A 17,327-nucleotide genomic window follows, 5' to 3' on the forward strand; every position below is an offset into this window, starting at 1 on the left:
CGACGCAGGCTGCAGCCGGACGATGCCGCACTGCGGCCATTCACGCGCATGAAGCGCATCGAGCAAGTGGTGCTGGCCGCCGATCTCGCGGGCACGGCGGTGTTCGCAATCGAGGGCGCCAATGCGGCGATCGGTGCCGGACTCGACCTGTTCGGGGTCATGGTGTTGTCGCTCGTCGTCGCGCTCGGCGGCGGCGTGATCCGGGATCTGCTGATCGGCGCTCGGCCGCCGAGCGCCGTGAGCGACTGGCGCTATCCGGCGCTTGCGTTCGCGTCAGGGCTGTTCGCGTTCGTCTTTCATGCGCGGGTGGCCGAGTTCTCGCCGTCGATGCTCACGTCGCTCGATGCGGCCGGCCTTGCGTTGTTCGCGGTCGCGGGCGCGGTGAAGGCGCTCGAATTCCGGGTTCATCCATTCATTGCGACGCTGATGGGTGCCGTGACCGGTTGCGGCGGCGGTGTCGTGCGCGACGTGCTGCTCGCGCGGATCCCGGTCGTCCTGGTCACGGACATTTATGCGAGCGCGGCGCTGCTTGGCGCGGTCGTTGTCGTGTCGTGCCGGCGGCTCGGTTGTCCGCCGGTCGTCGCGGCCGTGCTCGGCGGCGCCGCCTGCTTTGCGCTGCGGATGGTGGCGGTACGATTCGGCTGGCAATTACCAAAAATTGCCGCCGGGGCGTGAGCGTTCGGCTCATTGCCCCTTCGTCGCCGCCGGCACGTCGAACACCCGATCGAATGCCCACTGGAACACGAACGCGTAACAGAAGAAGAACGCGAACAGCCCAATGTCGACGACGAACGCGTCGAGCCACGAGATATCGAGCCACCCCGCCACGACGGGCACCAGGATGAAGATCAGCCCGCCTTCGAATCCGGTCGCATGCAGAATCCGCCGCCCGAGCGTACGCGTCGGCTGACGACGCGACGCTTCCCAGCGCTCGAACAGCGCGTTGAAGATCATGTTCCACAGCATCGCGATCGCCGACATCGTCGCCGACAGCGCGCCCGAATAGACGAGGTCCTGCTTGAAGATCGCCGCGATCACGGGCGAGATGCAGGAAATCGCGATCGCTTCGTAGAGCACCGCTTGCGTGATCCTGCGCGGTAGGCCTTGCACGTTGTTGCTCCGGTGGGACGTCACTCGCCGCGGCACCGTACCGCGACGTCCCGCAAGGCTATCCGCGTTGCACGCCCGCTTCAATTCACCTAATCTCACCCGGATTCAATTGAATTCAACCCGGCCCGAGCCGGCCCGCGAGGCCCCGTGTTCTCGAAAATCCCCCTGACCGCATTGCGTGTATTCGAGTCGTCGGCACGGCTCGGCGCGTTCAAGGCTGCCGCGGACGAACTGTCCGTGACGCCGGCCGCCGTGTCGCATCAGATCAAGTCGCTTGAAAGCCGGCTCGGCGTGCTGCTGTTCGAGCGCGGCGCGAGCGGCGTGCGGCTCACGGACGAGGGCGAACGCCTGTTTCGCGCGAGTCACGATGCACTGCTCGCATTGAGCCGCGGGCTCGACGCGGTGCGGCCCGAGGCGGCCGGCGAGCGCACGCTCGTGCTGACCACCACGCCCGCGTTCGCCGCAATGTGGCTGATTCCGCGCCTCGGCCGGTTTCGTCGCATCGATCCGCAACTGCACATCAAGGTCGAAACCGGCAACATGCTCGCAGATCTCGAGCGCGATGCGCGGATCGATCTTGCGATTCGCGCGACGTCGCGCACGTTTCCGGCGCTGCACGAGATTGCGCTGATCGACGAGTATTTCGGCGCGTATGCGGCTGCCGGGTTCGACGCGCATTGCACGGACGAGCCGCTCGACCTGATCGAGACCGTGTGGGATACGCCGCTGCCGGTGTCGGTCGACTGGGTGTCGTGGTGTCGCGCGGCCGGCCGCGACGCGTGGCTCGAGCGCGCGGTGTTTCGTCACTACGACGACGAGCATTACGCGTTGCAGGCGGTGCTGCACGGGCAGGGCATCGCGTTGCTCAGCTCCGTGCTGGCTGCCGAGCATGTCGCGCATGGGGCATTGACGCCGATCGAGCCTTCGGTGCGGATCGACGGCGCGCGTTTTGTCGCGCTGTGCCGGCCCGGGCGGGAGCGGGAGCCGCAGGTCAGGTCGTTTCTCGACTGGCTCGAAGCGGAGATTGCGCAGACACGGGAGGCGGTGGGGCGGATGGCGGGCGTTGAGCGGTAAAGCGGGCCGAGCGGGCCGGATGCGAACCGACCCGCCCACCCACCGTCACCCGAACCTGACGCAATAAACCGGCGGCAAATGCGCAGACACCAGTTGCCAGTTTTCGCCGCCGTCGCTGGACGTCCATAACCCGCCGGTGGTCGATCCCATCGCGAGGCGCGTGCCGGTGTCATCGATCGCGAGCCCGTGCCGATACACGAGGTCGTACGCCGGCGCACTCGGCAGCCCGTTCGCGAATTGCTCGAAACTGCGCCCGCCGTCGCGCGTGCGCGTGACGACGAACCGGCCGTTCACCGGAATCCGGCACGCGTCCTTCACGGCCGGCACGAACCACGCGGTGTCCGGTTCATGCGGGTGCACGGCTACCGCGAAGCCGAAGCTCGAAGGCTGCGCCTCGATGCGCCGCCAGTGTTCGGCGCCGTCGGTCGAGCGGAAGATCGCGCAGTGATGCTGCGTCCACAGCACGTCCGGGTTGGCCGCGCACTGCACGACGCGATGCGGGTCCTGCGCGTTGGGCTCACCGCGTCGTTCGGGCGGCATGTAGTCGGCTTCCATGCCGTCGGCGGTCACGCGCCACGTCGCGCCGCCGTCGGCTGTCTGCCAGACGCCGCCGCACGAGATGCCGACCATCACGTGCCGGCTGTCACGCGGATCGACCATCACCGAATGGATGCCCGGCGCATCGTATCCGCCGCCGCCCCATTCGGCGCGCTCCGGGCGATCCCACAGTGCCCGGTTGAGCACCCAGGAACTGCCGCCGTCGTCGGAGCGGAACAGGCCGCCGGGAATCGTGCCGGCCCACAGCACGCCCGGTTCGTCGGCGCCGCCGGCTTCGAGCGACCAGATCTGCTGGAGCGTCCATGGCGGCTGCGGCGGGCCGGGTGGCGCGTCGTCGTCGTCGCCGGTGCCGGCATTCACGCTGGCGCCGGCGGGTGGGGCGTCGGCGGGTTGCGGCGGATAGACGGGAACCGCGCATTCTTCCCAGTCGGTGGCGCCGGCGCGCAGGCGATGCAGCTTCACGCCGAAATGGCCAAGATTGAGCGCTGCATACAGCGTGCCGTCGCGCGGGTCGGTGAGCGCCATGCTGACCGGCTCGCCGGCGAAGTGCGGCTCACCGAGCGTCCAGCCGCCGTGGCCGTCGGCCTGCAGGACGAACAGGCCCTTGCGGGTGGCGACGAGCAGTCGATCGTTCATGTGAGATGTCTCCTGATGGGCGGGCCTGACGTAGGTGTGCGCGGTCGGTGCTGGTGCATACGTCCCCTTATCCGCCCGTCAACGCCTGTACGACATAGACCCGGCTGGCGTCGCCGAGCACATCGGACAGGTGTTGCCGGTCGCGGATCGGCTGGCCGTCGATGAATACCGACAGGTGTTTGCGCAGCGCACCCTGGTCGTCGAGGATGTAGCCGCGCAGCCGCGGCTGCTCGCCGAAAACGGTGTCGAATGCTTCGCCGACCGAGTGGGCGTCGATTTCGCGCTCGGGCGTTTCGATATGCCGCTGGATCGAGGCGGCGAAGAAGAGGTGCGCCATGGCGGTGGCTGGCAGGAGCCTCGCTGAGGGGACGGTCTGTAGTTTAGGCGATCCGTCGGGGGCGGAAAGCCGGCATCGCGTAGTCGCGGTGCGCCGGCGTGTCCGATCCGGCCGGGTCGACACGTTCCGGCGAATCGGCAACAATCCTTGCCGGATCGTCATCGCATACAGGAATCGACCGCCATGCCGACCGTCAGTCGTACGCTTTCCATTGGCCGATGAAGGAAATACGTGCCATGCCTCGATCCGCGCTGTCGATCGTCAAACCCGCCGTCGACGATATCGTCGCGGGCCGCAAGCGGATCGAAATCCGGTCGTGGGCGCCGCCGGTCATACCGTTGCGTGATCTCGTGCTGGTGCAGAACACGATCTTCCTGCGAGAGGACGGACAGGAGGACCCTGACGGGATCGCGCTCGCGCTGGTCGACGTCGTGGGGGTACACGACTGGACGCCGGATGAAGCCCGCGCGCAAGGCAAGCAATGGTGTGCCGGATACGTGTGCTGGGAACTGACGAACGTGCGGGCGATCGATCCGCCATTCCGATGTGCAGCGAAACGAGGGGTCTATGCACTGGAGACCCCGCAGCGTCATGCATCCTGACTCCCGTGCCCGGGAACGACGGAGCCATTGGTGAGGTTTGCCGGACAGATATCGTGCAGTCGTACTACGCGTACTTGTCACCCACCGCCGCCCTGATCGGATGCGTGTCATAGACGATGACCATGCGCTCGACGAGTCCGCTTTCGTTGAATTCGAACACGTCGACGCATTCGAACTGCACCGCCGAGCCGTCCTTCAGCCCCCAGTCGTACACGAAGTAACCGATTGCCCGTCGTGCGCCGGTCGCACTGACACAGATGTCGATCGCCGTGATGCGGCTTTGTCCGGATGCCGCAACGACCTTTTCGAAGAACGGTGTCGGCTGCATCCAGCCGAGAAACGGCGAAAAAATCCGCGCATCCGGCGTGAACAATGCGCAGATCGCGGCGACGTCGCCGCCCTCGAGCGCCTTCAGGTAGGTGTCGACCTGCCGCGTGTATAGTGCCTTCGACGATGGGTCCATTCTCTTTCTCCGCTGGTTGTTGACGAGCCGGGCCGCGACAGGTGAGGCGGAGCCGGCGCAACCACGATAGCGATGCACAGATGTCCGAACAATCGAAAAATCCGCAACCCGGGCATGCGGCCCGTGCATACCCACTGGCCGAACTCACGCGGGCGCTGCCGCCGTTGACGGCGTTCCAGGCCTTCGTTGCCGCGGCCGAACTCGGCAGCTTCAGCCGTGCCGCCGATCATCTTTGCCGGACCCAGGGTGCGGTGAGTCGTCAGGTGCAGCAACTGGAAGTGCATTACGGGTGCGCGCTGTTCGTGCGTCATGCGTCGGGGCTGACACTGACTGCGGAAGGCGGCGCGTTGCTGACGGTGGCGGTCGACGTCCTGACGCAACTGGCACGCCACGCGGAGGCGCATAGCGGCGTCGCGCCGGTTCTCACGCTGCGGTTGCCGTCGACCTTCGCGATCCGCTGGCTGCTGCCGCGTCTTCCGGCGATCAATCGCGCACTCCCGCGGACCGAGCTGCGTATCCAGACGTCGGCGGACGACACGCCGGATTTCGCCGGAACCGACGTCGACGCGATCGTCGTACGAGGCGCCGGGCACTGGGCCGGCATGGTGTCGGTTCCGCTCTTTGCAGAGCGGCTGACACCGATGTGCACCGTCACGCTGGCCGCTTCATTGAGATCGATCGCCGACCTTGCGCAGGCCACGTTGCTTCATCCCGCCCCCGGGCACGACGAGTGGCGCTGCTGGCTCGCGGCCGTCGGCGCGACGCAGGTCGACCCGGAAACCGGGCTCGTACTGGACACGCTCGAATTGACGCTCACCGCCGCCGAGCGGGGGCACGGCGTGGCGATCGGTGACCCGCGCATGGCCCGGGACCGGCTCGCGGCCGGGTCGCTGGTTGCCCCCTTTGGCGACGTCGTGGACAACGGTCTCGGCTATTTCCTCGTGTACCCGTCGCCGCGTGCGATGCAGCCCAAGATACGCGCGCTGACGTCGATCCTGACGGAGCTGGCACAGGACGATTCGCCGCGCATGGCGTGACGGGAAGCCACGCCCCTCACACGCGCTAAACCGGAATCGATCGCCCGCGCATCCTGATCCCGATCCGCACGACGCCAATCACCGCATTCGACAGCCACGTGAGCAGGCGCGGCATTCCGCGCCGGCGGATATCGAGCAGCAGCACGATCCGCACAGCGTCGCTGTCGTTCCACACCTCGTGCATGAACGTGTCGTCCCACAGCAGGAAACGTCCTTCCTCGAGCCGGTATTCGTGGCCGTCGACCTTCAGCACGGCGGCCGGCGTACCGTCCGCGCGCGTCGGCATCGACAGCACCAGATAGCCGCGCAGGATGCCGCGAAACGGCCCGCGATGCGGTGGAATGTGCTTGCCGGGCGCGAGGAACGACAGCGATGCGGACAGCACGTCCGGCGATGCCGCGACGATCGACGCGACGGTCGGGCAGCGCGACAGGTTGCGCGGGAACGGCTGGCCGTACGCCTGCATGATGAACATCCGCCAGTCGCGTGCATCGTTGGCCGAGATGTCGTACTGCTCGCGCATGATCTCGTGAAAGCGCGGGATGCGCGGCATGTCGCGCGCCACGGCGAATGCCTCAGCCTGGATGTCGGTCCACGCCCGGACGAAACGCTCGGCGTCGGGAAACGCGGCCGGATCGAGCACCGCGCCGCCGTCGATATGGCGGTCGTACAGCGTGCGCAGCAAGCCGGCGGCATAGTCGTAAACGACGGACATGATCGATCGAAGGGCGATCCGTAAGGGGTGACGTCAGTCTGCCCGAAGCGCGGCGGGCGCTGCGTTACGTCAGGTTACGCCGGCTGACGAAAGAATGACAGTTGCATGAACGTCCCTCCCGGGCGCCCGGCGCCGGAGAAGCCGTGTGATCCGAGTCGCGCGACGCGCGGGAATAAACGCACGTGCTCCGTCGTCATACGGGTGTAGCACATCGTCTCGTTGACTTCTCAAGGAGTGGAACATGAACACGCATTGGCTGGTGGCCGCCGCGGTGGCGGCGATTTCTCTCGCGGGTATCGCGACGCAAGCGTCGGCACAGGAACTGACGCGCGCGCAGGTCAGGCAGGAACTGATCGACGCCGAAAACAACGGGCTGCGCTTCGTGACCGATACGTCGTATCCGGACGTGAGCCCGCTGTTCCAGCGGCAGGCCGAACAGGTGCCGGCGCATCAGGCCAGCACGGCGGTCGGTCGCGATCCGGCCGCGTCATCCGACGCGGGCAGGCCGGCGACGATGTCGCCGCGCCAGGGTTCCGCCGCATGCGTCGGCCCCGCGAGCTTCTGCGCGGTCTATTTCGGAAGCTGACGCAGCCGCCTGCGTTCGCAGGTCAGGCATTCGAGGGATTCAACACGGTTGATCGATACGGAACATTGAAGGAGTTCATGATGAAAACATATATCGCAGTACTGATGATGATCGGCGCGATCGTCGGTCAGTCGGCCTTCGCGCAATCGGCCGCGCCGCTGACGCGTGCGCAGGTTCGCGACGAATTGATGCGTCTGGAAGCGGCCGGGTACGACCCGGCGAAGGGAGACGACGGCGAGTATCCGGCGGACATCCAGGCGGCGGAAGCGAAGCTTGCCGAGCAGGACCGGGCCCGGATGGCGGCAGCCGCCGCGCACGCACCGGCCTCCGGTATGCCGGCGCAGACCAGCAACTAGGTGTCGACATGGTCTTGTGCGACTTCAGGCCGGCGTGTTCGCGGCACGGCAGTACGGCAGCCCTTCGCGCCGCTCGACGCGGCAGAAGGGCGCCGGCCGCGCTGCCCGTCATCGCGCGCCGCTTCGCGCGGCGGCGCGATCATCTCATTGGCCGCGTGCGATGAGCGGCTGGCCAGGCGTGCGATGAACCGGAACGAAGACGGTATCGGTATCGGCGGCAATCCGGCTCATGCGCGCGATGGCATGCGGTGCCGCCAGCGTGGCGATCACCAGGGCATCATGCGCTGCACGACCTGATCGCGCAGCACGAAGCGGTGCGCGAGCGCGGCCGCCACGTGCAGGCAAATGCCGACGAACAGTGCCCACGCGAGGATGCCGTGCACGTCGCCCATCGCGTGGCCGAATGCGGAGCCGGCCGCCGACAGCGCGGGCAACGGCACGATCCCGAGCAACGTCACGCTCCAGGCGCGCGACGACGCGTTGATCCAGCCGAGCAGCGGCACCGCGATCAGCAGTGCGTAGAGCGCGAAATGCGTCGCGCCCGACAGTGCGCGCATCGCGGGCGGCAGGTCACTCGCGGGCGGGCGATGCGTCACGCGCCACAGCACGCGGCAAGCCATCGCCGCGAGCAGCGCGGTGCCCACGAGGAGGTGCGCGGCGATCAGGCCGATGGGCTGCGTGTCGCGATGCACGTCGGGCATCGTCCAGCCGATCGCATATTGCGCGATGACCAGCGCGACGATCAGCCAGTGAAGCAAGCGCGCAACGGTGTCATATCGGGCGGGCGTGGACATGGAGACTCCTGCGGACGACGGGGACGATATCGGTCGAGTGGATTCTACGTTCGCTTTCTTAACGAAACGTTAAGCGGGCGTCGCCACAATCGTTCTCCGCTGGACTGTCGCTTTTCTTCATCCTGACCCACGCGACCTTTCGAATCTTTCAGATCGATAGCGGTCGTCCGCACGGGAGACTCTTTCATCATGGCACCTTCGACGATCGAGCGATGGCGTGCCCACCTGCTGATCGCCGCGCTGGCCGGCGTGTTCATCCAGTGTTTCATGCTGGTGTCGTTGCTTGCATGGCACGTGCCCGAAGCATTTTTCACCACGATGACGTTTCGTATATGGGTCGCCATCGCGTTGGCCACCGCGATCCTTTCGGCCCGCAAGCTTGCCGACGTCGCGTTCCGCGCGGCGCTCGCCTGCGGCTACGTGCGCGTGACAGGAATCGATCACCGCACGGTAGTTGTGTCATCTGATTGCGCGTATCGTCGCTTGGTCGTCCTTCACATCCGGCTCCACGGGAATCGATACGGCGGCGTGCACGGGTGACCCTGCGTGCGCGCGGCGGCTCCCGGGGTGCCGTGGTCGCACGGGTCACCACTGGGGAGAAGCATGGTTTTGCTGCATGTGCTGCGCGAGCTGGCCAGAGCAATGTCGATCGTCTGCGGGCTGGGCGTATTACTGGGCATTGCCTACACGATCACGGCCAGCGTGCTGGTCGGCCGGTTCTTTTCCCGGGCGGCGGCCGAGCCGCGCGATTATCCAGGCGTCACCGTCGCGAAGCCGCTGCACGGCGACGAGTGGCAACTCGTACAGCATCTCGAAAGCTTCTTCGTGCAGAATTATCCGGGGCCGGTCCAGCACCTGTTCGGCGTGCACGATGCGAACGACAAGGCGCTCGTGGCCGTCGAGGCGTTGCGGGCGCGCTACCCCGACGCGAACATCAAGGTCGTCGCCGATGCGCGGCTCTACGGGCCGAACCGCAAGATTTCCAATCTCGTGAACATGCTCGAACACGCGGAGTATTCGGTGCTCTGTCTCGCCGACAGCGACGTGCGGGTCGAGCGCGATTATTTGCGCGCCGTCGTCGGTGCGCTGCAGCAGCCGGAGGTCGGCATCGTGACGAGCGTGTATCGCGGCATCGCCTCGCCGGGCTTCTGGCCCGGCGTCGCCGTCGCGATGACGAACTACCATTTCCTGCCGGGCGTGATCACCGGGCTCTTCATCGGGCGCGCACGGCCCTGCTTCGGCCAGACGATCGCGATCACGCGCGCGACGCTCGAACGCATCGGCGGCCTCACGCGTTTCGCGCATCACCTGGCCGAGGATCATGCGCTGGGCGAGGCGGTGCGGCAGGTGGGCGCGCAGGTCGTCATTCCGCCGTTCGTCGTCGGGCATGCGTGCGTCGAGGAGACGTTCGCGAAGCTGTACGCGCACGAATTGCGCTGGAGCTGCACGATCCGCGCGGCGGACCGGCTCGGTCACGCCGGCTCGGTGCTGATGCACCCGGTGCCGCTCGCGCTGCTGGCGCTGCTGTTCTCCGGCGGCACGGCCGTCGCGTGCGGGCTGGCGGTCGCGGCGCTGGGCGCGCGGGCGCTGCTGATGCTGAACACGAGCCGGGCGACCGGCGCGGGCCTGCGCGGCGCGCTGTGGCTGCCGTTCGTCGATCTCCTGCAGTTCTTCGTGTTCGTGTCGAGCTTCTTCTCGTCGCATGTCGTGTGGCGCGGCACGCGTTTTCGTGTCGACCGGGAAGGGCTGCTGTCGCCCGCGAGCGAATCATGACGACCCCAACGAACCCCGCTGCCGATGCCGCGGAGCGCAACGCCGCGCGGGGCGACGCACGGCTGCGCCACGTGGGGCAGGCGGCGGCGCTAGGCGGGCTCGCGCTCGCCGTGTGGCTGATCTGGCGCGAGCATCCGCTGGACATCCTGCATCGCCTGCAGATCGCCGGGGCCGGGCTGTTGCTCGCGGCGCTGGCGCACATCCTGCCGATGCTCGCGAATGCGTGGGACTGGCGGATGCTGATCCGCGGCCCGCGCCGGCCGTCGTTCGCGACGATGCTGAAACTCGTGTGGATCCGCGAATCGATCAACGGGTTGTTGCCGGTCGCGCGGATCGGCGGCGAGATCGTGTCGTTCGGCCTGTTGCGGCAGGCGGGCGTGCGGCCGGCGACCGCCGTCGCCAGCCTCGTCGCCGACATGCAGCTGACGCTGATCAGCCAGCTGGTGTTCGCGCTGGTCGCGATCGGCTACGTGCTCGAGCACGTGTCGTCCGGTGCCGCGCGCGTGGCCGGCAACCTCGCGATCGGCATGGCCGCGCTGGTGCCGGTGCTGCTGCTGTTCGCGCTGGTGCAGCACGCGCGGCCGTTCGAACGCGCGATGCGCGTGCTCAACCGCGTCACGAGCGGCAAGGTGGTGGCGCTGGTCGGCGAATCGGCGCGCACCGATCAGTCGATCCGGATGATCTGGAGAAAGACCGGCATCGTCGTGCGTTATCTCGTGATCTGGCAGACGCTGCAGTTCGTCGGCTATGCACTGGAAATCTGGCTCGCGCTGTATTTCCTCGGCGCGGAGCCGACGTTCGCGCAGGCGCTCGCGATCGAGGCGCTGATCCAGCTCGTGAGCAGCATCGCGTTCCTGATGCCGGGCGGGCTCGGCGTGCAGGAGGGCGGGTTCGTGCTGATCGGCGGGCTGCTCGGGTTCGACCCGCCGACCTGTCTCGCGCTGGCCGGCGCCCGCCGTGTGCGCGACCTGCTGTTCTATCTGCCGGGCCTGCTGGCATGGCAGTGGGCGGCCGGTTCGACGAAGCGGCCGGGCGGAACGAAACGCGCGCCGTTGCCCATCGGGGAATCGGCCCGGCCGCGTTGAGGCGACCGGGCGGCCCTTGCCCGTCACGCGCGGCGGGCCGTGCGGGACTCAGCGCCGTTCGTCGGCGAGATGGCTGCGGATCACGTCCGCGAACGACGTATCGCCCGTCAGCCCGAGTGCTTCCGCGCGCGACGTATCCCAACGGCCCGGCCAGCTGCCGACGATCTTCTCGACGCGTTCGTCCGGCACATGGCGGATCAGCTTCACGACATCGTCACCCGCGACTTCGCGCAGCGCCGCGATCATTTCGTCGACCGATACCGACAGGCCGGGCAGGTTGATCACCCGTTTGTTGCCGAGCTTCGCGCTGTCGATCTCGCAGCCCGCGACGAGCGCTTCGATCGCGCCGCGCGGCGACAGCAGCCACAGCCGCGTCGAACCCGGCACCGGGCACACGCTTTCCTCGCCGTTCAGCGGCTCGCGGATGATGCCGCTCGCGAACGACGACGCAGCCGCGTTCGGTCGGCCCGGCCGCACGCTGATCGTCGGCAGCCGCAGCACGCGGCCGTCGACGAAGCCGCGCCGCGCGTAGTCGCACAGCAGCAGCTCGGCGATCGCCTTCTCGGCACCATACGACGATTGCGGGTTCAGCGCGGTGTCGTCCTGCACGACGTCCGGCAGCGTGCCGCCATAGACCGCGACGGAGCTCGTGAACACGACGCGCGGCCGATGGCCGCGCGCGCGGCACACGTCGAGCAGCGTGCGCGACGCGTCGAGGTTGATCCGCATGCCGAGATCGAAATCGGCTTCGGCCTGCCCGCTGACGATCGCCGCGAGGTGGAAGATCGCGCCGGTCTGCGTGTCGATCGCGCGGTCGAGCACCGCGCGCTCGGCGATGTCGCCGACGATCGACGTCACGCGTGCGTCGCCGAAATCGCTGCCCGCGACGACGTCGAGCAGCACCAGCTCGTCGATCTTCTCGCTGCGGCCGTCGGGGCCGGTCAGTTCGCCGCGCTCGAGCAGCTTGCGCGCGAGACGCTGGCCGAGAAAGCCGGCGCCGCCGGTGATCAGTACTTTCATGTTCTTTACCCTCGGAAGAATGCTGGAATTACAGGTACGGCTTGAGCCAGCCGAGCCCTTCGGACGTGCCGGCCTTCGGGCGATACTCGCAGCCGATCCAGCCGTCGTAGCCGAGCGCATCGATCAGCGCGAACAGATACGGGTAGTTGAGTTCGCCGATATCCGGCTCGTGGCGCTCGGGCACGCCCGCGATCTGGATATGGCCGATGCCCGCGAAATCGCGCTTGAGCTTCATCGCGAGATCGCCTTCGACGATCTGGCAGTGGTAGCAATCGAACTGCACCTTCAGGTTCGGCGCGCCGACTTCCGCGCAGATCGCCTGGGCGTCGTCCTGGCGGCTCAGGAAATAGCCGGGCATGTCGCGTTGGTTGATCGGCTCGATCAGGATCGTGATGCCGTGCGCGGCGGCGGCCTGCGTCGCATGCCGCAGGTTCGCGAGGTAGGTGTCGCGATGGCGTGCGCGGTCGGCGCCCGGCGGCACCATGCCGGCCATCACGTGCAGCTTCCTGTTGCCGAGCACGCGCGCATAGTCGAGCGCCTGGTCGATGCCGCGCCGGAACTCGTCCTCGCGGCCCGGCAGCGATGCGGTGCCGCGTTCGCCCGCGGCCCAGTCGCCGGGCGGCGCGTTGAACAGCGCCTGTTCGAGGTGGTGCGTATCGAGGCGCGCGCGGATGTCCTCGGCGGCGAAGTCGTACGGGAACAGGTACTCGACGGCCTTGAAGCCGTCGTAGGCGGCAGCGGCGAAGCGTTCGAGGAACGCGTGCTCGGTGTACATCATCGAGAGGTTGGCGGCGAAGCGTGGCATGGCAGCGGGTCCTGTGAATGAATGGGGCGGGGCGCACGGCGCCCCGCGTCGAATGGCGGCCGGATCGTTCGTGGGGCGGATCAGCGGTTCACGAGTTTCGCGGGCGTGAGCCACACCGCGATCGCGCCGATCACGAGCATCGCGGCGAGCACGTACATGCCGGACGCGGTGCTGTGCGTGACGTCCTTCAGGTAGCCGATCACGTACGGGCTCGCGAAACCGGCGAGGTTGCCGACCGAGTTGATGATCGCGATCCCAGCCGCGGCTGCGGAGCCCGCGAGGAACGCGGTCGGCAGCGACCAGAACAGCGGGGCGCAGGTCAGCACGCCGCCCGCCGCGAGCGACAGGAACACGATCGACACCGCCGTATTGTGCGAGTACGACGCGGCGACCGCAAACCCGAGCGCGCCCATCAGCGCCGGCACGATCAGGTGCCAGCGGCGTTCGCGGCGCTTGTCCGCGCTGTGGCCGAACAGGTTCATCACGACGATCGCGACGAGGAACGGAATGGCCGACAGCAGGCCGATCTGCAGCGTATCGGTGATGCCGGTCGACTTGACGAGCGTCGGCATCCAGAACGTGAGGCCGTACTGGCCCGTGACGAACGCGAAGTAGATCAACGACATCCACCACATGCGCGGGTCCGCGAACACGGCCTTCAACGAGTGGCCGTGCTGCTGCTGTTCCTGCGGCTGCGCGGCGATCTCGTCCTCCAGCAGCTGCTTCTCGCGCTCGTCGAGCCACTTCGCGCCGCGGATGCTGTTGTCGAGATACAGGATCGTCGCGATGCCGACGAGCACGGCCGGCACGGCTTCGATCATGAACATCCACTGCCAGCCGTGGAAGCCCGAGCCGCCGTGGAAGCGCTCCATGATCCAGCCCGACAGCGGGTTGCCGAAGATGCCCGACACGGGAATCGCGGACATGAACACCGCGATGATTTTCGCGCGGCGATGCGACGGGAACCAGTACGTGAGGTACAGGATCACGCCGGGATAGAAGCCGGCTTCCGCGAGGCCGAGCAGGAAGCGCAGCACGTAGAACTGCGTCGGCGTCTGCACGAACGCGAACAGCGCGGACAGCAGGCCCCACGTGATCATGATCCGTGCGATCCAGATGCGTGCGCCGATGCGATGCATCAGCAGGTTGCTTGGCAGTTCGAACAGAAAATAGCCCAGAAAGAAAATGCCGGCGCCGAGCCCGAACACCGTTTCGCTGAACGCGAGATCCTGCGACATCTGCAGCTTCGCGAAGCCGACGTTCACGCGGTCGAGATACGCGACCACGTAGCAGAGCATCAGGAACGGCACGATGCGCCAGAACACTTTCTTGTAGGTGCGGTCGAGTTCCGCGGCATGGGCGGGCGCGGCGGGCGAGCGGCCAGCGGCCGCGTCGAGAGCAGTCATCGTCGTCTCCAATGATGTCGTGTGCCGGCGGCGCGTACGTCGCCGGTCGTGTGTGTGCTGACGGAAGGGCCCGCGCACACGGCGGGCATGGGAATCGTTGCGCGGCGTGTCGCTACCAGCGCGCGCCGAAGCTGGCGCGCAGCTCGTCGAGCGCGGCGTCGTCGAGCGGCTCGGGTTTCGGGTGCGTCATCAGCCACAGCCGCGCCGTCTCCTCTAGCTCTTCGAGCGCATACGACGCATGCGACACCGACGGTCCCCACATCACCGGGCCGAGGCGCTCGAGCAGCACGCCGCGCACCTGGCCGGCGAGCGCCGCGACTTCGGTGGCAACGCCCGGATCGCCGGGGCGGCGGTAGCGGATCAGCGGAATGTGGCCGACCTTCATCACGTAGTACGGCGTGATCGGCGGCAGCACGTCGGTGTCGCGCCACACGCCCGCGAGCGTCAGTGCGACGAGATGCGTCGAATGCGTATGGACGACGCCGTTCGCTTCGGCATTGCGCGCGTAGATGCCGCGATGCAGCGCGAGCGTCTTCGACGGCTTGCCGCCCGATACGGGCTGGCCGTCGAGGCCGACCTTCGCGATGTCGTTCGGGTCGAGCCGGCCGAGGCACGCATCGGTCGGCGTGATCAGCCAGCCGTCGGCGAGGCGCGCGCTGATGTTGCCCGCGCTGCCGACCGCATGGCCGCGCGCATACAGGCTCGCACCGACCACGCAGATTTCTTCGCGCAGTTTCGCCTCGTCGCTCATCGTGCGGCTCCGTCCAGCGCGCGCAGCGCCTTGTCGAAAAAGTCCGTGGCGCCGAAGTTGCCGGACTTCAGCGCGAGGCCGAGCGGCTGCGCGTCGATGGTGGCCGTCGCCGGCACGCCCGGATCGATCTGCGCGCCGATCTGCAGCGATTTCACATCGAGCGCCTGCACGACCGCGCCGGACGTTTCGCCGCCGGCGACGACGAACTTGCGCACGCCGAGATCGCGCAGGCCGCGCGCGATCGCCGCGAGCGTGGCTTCGACGAGATGGCCGGCCGCATCGACGCCCAGCGCCTGCTGCACGGCCTTCACTTCGTCGGGCGTCGCGGTCGCGTAGATCAGCACGGGCTGCGGCAGGTGCGCGCGCGCGAACGCGAGCGCCTGGTCGACGACGGGTTCGCCGCGCGAGGCCGCGAGCGGATCGATGCGGAAGCTCGGCCGCGTGGCGCGCCATGCGGCGACCTGCGCGTTGGTGGCCTTCGACGCGCTGCCGGCGAGCACGGTCGAGAGCCCTTCGATGCGCGGCAGCGACGCCGCGTTGTCGCGTTCGGGCAGTTGCTCCGCGCGACGGAAATTCGCGGGCAGGCCGAGCGCGATGCCCGAGCCGCCGGTGACGAGCGGCAGGCCCGCGCACGCTTCGCCGAGCACGTAGAGGTCGCGGTCCGACAGCGCGTCGGCGATCGCGAAGCGCACGCCTTCCGCGCGCAGTTGCTCGATCCGCGTGCGCACGGCGGCCGCGCCCAGCGCGATCGTGTCGTAGCGGATCAGGCCGACCGGCGACTTCGTCTGCCGTTGCAGCACGCGTACGAGGTTCGCGTCCTTCATCGGCGTGAGCGGATGGTTCTCCATCCCCGATTCGTTCAGCAGCACGTCGCCGACGAACAGGTGGCCGCGATAGATCGTGCGGCCGTTCTCCGGGAACGCCGGGCACGCGATCGTGAAGCCGCCGCCGGCCGCATCGAGCAGCGCATCGGCGACGGGCCCGATGTTGCCCGCGTCGGTCGAATCGAACGTCGAGCAGTACTTGAAGAAGAACTGCCGGCAGCCTTGCGCGCGCAGCCATTCGTACGCGGCGAGCGATTGCGCGACGGCGTCGGCGGCGGGGATCGTGCGCGACTTCAGCGCGACGACGATCGCGTCGGCATCGAGCGCGGTGTCTGCGGCGCCGTCGGCGGGCACGCCGATCGTCTGCACGGTGCGCATGCCGCTCTTCACGAGCATGTTCGCGAGATCGGTCGCGCCGGTGAAATCGTCGGCGATGCAGCCGAGCAGGGGACGGGAAGCGGAAGCGGTCATGGCAAGTACGTCGGTCGAATCAGCGGGCGGGCGGCAGCGTGATGCCGGGGAAAGTCTTGATCACGGCGGAATCGTCCTCGCCGCCGTGGCCGGCGCTCGACGCGCTCATGAACATCTGGTGCGCGGTGGCCGACAGCGGCAGCGGGAACTTGCTGCGGCGGGCCGTATCGAGCACGAGGCCGAGATCCTTCACGAAGATGTCGACGGCCGACAGCGGCGTGTAGTCGCCGTTCAGGATGTGCGGCACGCGGTTCTCGAACATCCACGAATTGCCGGCGCTGTGCGTGATCACGTCGTACAGCGCGTCGGCATCGACGCCTTCGCGCAGGCCGAGCGCCATCGCCTCGGCCGCCGCCGCGATGTGCACGCCGGCCAGCAACTGGTTGATGATCTTCACTTTCGAGCCGATGCCGTGCGCGTCGCCGAGGCGATAGACCTTGCCGGCGATCGCCGCGAGCACGTCCTCGCAGCCCGCATAGGCGGCGGCCGGGCCCGACGTCATCATCGTCATCTCGCCGGAGGCCGCGCGCGCGGCGCCGCCGGATACCGGCGCATCGAGCATCTGCAGGCCGGCCGCCTCGATCCGCGCGCCGAGCGCGACCGCGAATTCGGGCGCGACGGTCGCGCTGGCGATCACGACGCCGCCCGGTTTCATCGCCGCGACCGCGCCGTGCTCGCCGAACAGCACCGTCTCGGTCTGCGCGGCATTGACGACGAGCGTGACGACGACGTCGCACTGCGCGCCGAGTTCGGCCGGCGTCGCGCAGGCGATGCCGCCTTCGGCGGCGAACGCCTGCAGCACGCTGTCGCGCACGTCGCATGCGTGCACGCGCAGGCCGGCGCGCAGCAGCGAGCGGGCGACGCCGAGGCCCATCGCGCCCAGGCCGATGACTCCAACATTTCGTGACATGGTCAACCTTGATC

At 67.9% G+C, this 17,327-nt stretch carries 22 protein-coding genes; 9 read left to right on the plus strand and 13 right to left on the minus strand.

Annotated elements, in window-relative coordinates; genetic code table 11:
• Positions 1-48: 48 nt before the first annotated feature.
• Positions 49-675 carry a trimeric intracellular cation channel family protein gene (locus CFB43_RS19995; protein ID WP_089498081.1) on the plus strand — a complete coding sequence of 209 codons (627 nt, stop codon included), beginning with the start codon at positions 49-51 and terminating at the stop codon, positions 673-675.
• A gap of 9 nt (positions 676-684) precedes the next feature.
• Here the strand turns inward: CFB43_RS19995 and CFB43_RS20000 are convergent, their stop codons facing one another.
• A complete protein-coding gene (locus CFB43_RS20000) occupies positions 685-1,110 on the minus strand; it encodes a PACE efflux transporter (RefSeq protein ID WP_089429036.1) in 426 nt (141 codons plus the stop codon).
• Positions 1,111-1,257: 147 nt separating this feature from the next.
• Between CFB43_RS20000 and CFB43_RS20005 the strand changes: the two genes are divergently transcribed.
• Positions 1,258-2,184, plus strand: a complete 927-nt coding sequence (locus CFB43_RS20005; protein ID WP_089496267.1) for a LysR substrate-binding domain-containing protein — start codon at positions 1,258-1,260, stop codon at positions 2,182-2,184.
• Positions 2,185-2,229: 45 nt separating this feature from the next.
• On the opposite strand, the gene CFB43_RS20010 is transcribed toward CFB43_RS20005, so the two are convergent.
• On the minus strand, positions 2,230-3,378 hold the full coding sequence (locus tag CFB43_RS20010) for a WD40/YVTN/BNR-like repeat-containing protein (RefSeq protein WP_089496268.1): 1,149 nt from the start codon (positions 3,376-3,378) through the stop codon (positions 2,230-2,232).
• 67 nt (positions 3,379-3,445) lie between these two features.
• Positions 3,446-3,715 carry a MoaD/ThiS family protein gene (locus tag CFB43_RS20015; protein WP_043180651.1) on the minus strand — a complete coding sequence of 90 codons (270 nt, stop codon included), beginning with the start codon at positions 3,713-3,715 and terminating at the stop codon, positions 3,446-3,448.
• A 98-nt stretch (positions 3,716-3,813) separates the two neighbouring features.
• Here CFB43_RS20015 and CFB43_RS20020 point away from each other — a divergent pair, with 98 nt between their 5' ends.
• Positions 3,814-4,317 carry an ASCH domain-containing protein gene (locus CFB43_RS20020; protein ID WP_226272403.1) on the plus strand — a complete coding sequence of 168 codons (504 nt, stop codon included), beginning with the start codon at positions 3,814-3,816 and terminating at the stop codon, positions 4,315-4,317.
• A gap of 64 nt (positions 4,318-4,381) precedes the next feature.
• Here the strand turns inward: CFB43_RS20020 and CFB43_RS20025 are convergent, their stop codons facing one another.
• Positions 4,382-4,780 (minus strand): nuclear transport factor 2 family protein, encoded by a 399-nt coding sequence (locus CFB43_RS20025; RefSeq protein ID WP_089496270.1) that lies wholly within the window; start codon positions 4,778-4,780, stop codon positions 4,382-4,384.
• A gap of 80 nt (positions 4,781-4,860) precedes the next feature.
• Between CFB43_RS20025 and CFB43_RS20030 the strand changes: the two genes are divergently transcribed.
• On the plus strand, positions 4,861-5,817 hold the full coding sequence (locus tag CFB43_RS20030) for a LysR substrate-binding domain-containing protein (protein ID WP_089496271.1): 957 nt from the start codon (positions 4,861-4,863) through the stop codon (positions 5,815-5,817).
• Positions 5,818-5,842: 25 nt separating this feature from the next.
• On the opposite strand, the gene CFB43_RS20035 is transcribed toward CFB43_RS20030, so the two are convergent.
• Positions 5,843-6,532, minus strand: a complete 690-nt coding sequence (locus CFB43_RS20035) for an aspartyl/asparaginyl beta-hydroxylase domain-containing protein (RefSeq protein ID WP_089496272.1) — start codon at positions 6,530-6,532, stop codon at positions 5,843-5,845.
• Between the two features lie 241 nt (positions 6,533-6,773).
• Here CFB43_RS20035 and CFB43_RS20040 point away from each other — a divergent pair, with 241 nt between their 5' ends.
• Positions 6,774-7,118 carry a DUF4148 domain-containing protein gene (locus tag CFB43_RS20040; protein WP_089496273.1) on the plus strand — a complete coding sequence of 115 codons (345 nt, stop codon included), beginning with the start codon at positions 6,774-6,776 and terminating at the stop codon, positions 7,116-7,118.
• Between the two features lie 80 nt (positions 7,119-7,198).
• Complete coding sequence (locus CFB43_RS20045) at positions 7,199-7,474, plus strand: DUF4148 domain-containing protein (RefSeq protein WP_089498082.1); 276 nt, start codon at positions 7,199-7,201, stop codon at positions 7,472-7,474.
• A 144-nt stretch (positions 7,475-7,618) separates the two neighbouring features.
• Here CFB43_RS20045 and CFB43_RS38860 read toward each other — a convergent pair whose 3' ends face one another.
• On the minus strand, positions 7,619-7,744 hold the full coding sequence (locus tag CFB43_RS38860) for a hypothetical protein (RefSeq protein WP_256990071.1): 126 nt from the start codon (positions 7,742-7,744) through the stop codon (positions 7,619-7,621).
• Positions 7,741-8,268 (minus strand): cytochrome b, encoded by a 528-nt coding sequence (locus CFB43_RS20050; RefSeq protein ID WP_089441696.1) that lies wholly within the window; start codon positions 8,266-8,268, stop codon positions 7,741-7,743. The genes CFB43_RS38860 and CFB43_RS20050 overlap by 4 nt, the downstream gene beginning before the upstream one ends.
• Before the next feature lie 189 nt (positions 8,269-8,457).
• Between CFB43_RS20050 and CFB43_RS20055 the strand changes: the two genes are divergently transcribed.
• The 3 genes from CFB43_RS20055 (at position 8,458) to CFB43_RS20065 (ending at position 11,126) form a co-directional block, all read left to right on the plus strand.
• Complete coding sequence (locus tag CFB43_RS20055) at positions 8,458-8,808, plus strand: hypothetical protein (protein WP_089496274.1); 351 nt, start codon at positions 8,458-8,460, stop codon at positions 8,806-8,808.
• Between the two features lie 63 nt (positions 8,809-8,871).
• Positions 8,872-10,041 carry a bacteriohopanetetrol glucosamine biosynthesis glycosyltransferase HpnI gene (gene hpnI / locus CFB43_RS20060; RefSeq protein WP_089496275.1) on the plus strand — a complete coding sequence of 390 codons (1,170 nt, stop codon included), beginning with the start codon at positions 8,872-8,874 and terminating at the stop codon, positions 10,039-10,041.
• Positions 10,038-11,126: a lysylphosphatidylglycerol synthase domain-containing protein gene (locus tag CFB43_RS20065; protein ID WP_089496276.1), complete on the plus strand. Its 1,089-nt coding sequence runs from the start codon at positions 10,038-10,040 to the stop codon at positions 11,124-11,126. Before hpnI ends, CFB43_RS20065 begins: the two co-directional genes overlap by 4 nt.
• Positions 11,127-11,174: 48 nt before the next feature.
• On the opposite strand, the gene denD is transcribed toward CFB43_RS20065, so the two are convergent.
• The 6 genes from denD to ltnD form a co-directional block, all read right to left on the minus strand.
• The gene (denD, locus tag CFB43_RS20070; RefSeq protein ID WP_089496277.1) at positions 11,175-12,146 is read right to left on the minus strand and encodes a D-erythronate dehydrogenase; all 972 of its coding nucleotides are present in this window, start codon (positions 12,144-12,146) and stop codon (positions 11,175-11,177) included.
• 28 nt (positions 12,147-12,174) lie between these two features.
• The gene (gene otnI, locus CFB43_RS20075; protein ID WP_089496278.1) at positions 12,175-12,951 is read right to left on the minus strand and encodes a 2-oxo-tetronate isomerase; all 777 of its coding nucleotides are present in this window, start codon (positions 12,949-12,951) and stop codon (positions 12,175-12,177) included.
• Positions 12,952-13,031: 80 nt separating this feature from the next.
• Positions 13,032-14,357: an MFS transporter gene (locus tag CFB43_RS20080; RefSeq protein ID WP_071332018.1), complete on the minus strand. Its 1,326-nt coding sequence runs from the start codon at positions 14,355-14,357 to the stop codon at positions 13,032-13,034.
• A gap of 112 nt (positions 14,358-14,469) precedes the next feature.
• The gene (otnC, locus tag CFB43_RS20085; RefSeq protein ID WP_089496279.1) at positions 14,470-15,108 is read right to left on the minus strand and encodes a 3-oxo-tetronate 4-phosphate decarboxylase; all 639 of its coding nucleotides are present in this window, start codon (positions 15,106-15,108) and stop codon (positions 14,470-14,472) included.
• Positions 15,105-16,403: a 3-oxo-tetronate kinase gene (gene otnK, locus CFB43_RS20090; protein ID WP_089496280.1), complete on the minus strand. Its 1,299-nt coding sequence runs from the start codon at positions 16,401-16,403 to the stop codon at positions 15,105-15,107. The genes otnC and otnK overlap by 4 nt, the downstream gene beginning before the upstream one ends.
• A 19-nt stretch (positions 16,404-16,422) precedes the next feature.
• Complete coding sequence (ltnD, locus tag CFB43_RS20095) at positions 16,423-17,313, minus strand: L-threonate dehydrogenase (protein ID WP_089496281.1); 891 nt, start codon at positions 17,311-17,313, stop codon at positions 16,423-16,425.
• Positions 17,314-17,327 lie beyond the last annotated feature (14 nt).

The sequence above is a fragment of the Burkholderia sp. AU15512 genome, assembly GCF_002223325.1.
In the GTDB taxonomy this organism is placed as follows: domain Bacteria; phylum Pseudomonadota; class Gammaproteobacteria; order Burkholderiales; family Burkholderiaceae; genus Burkholderia.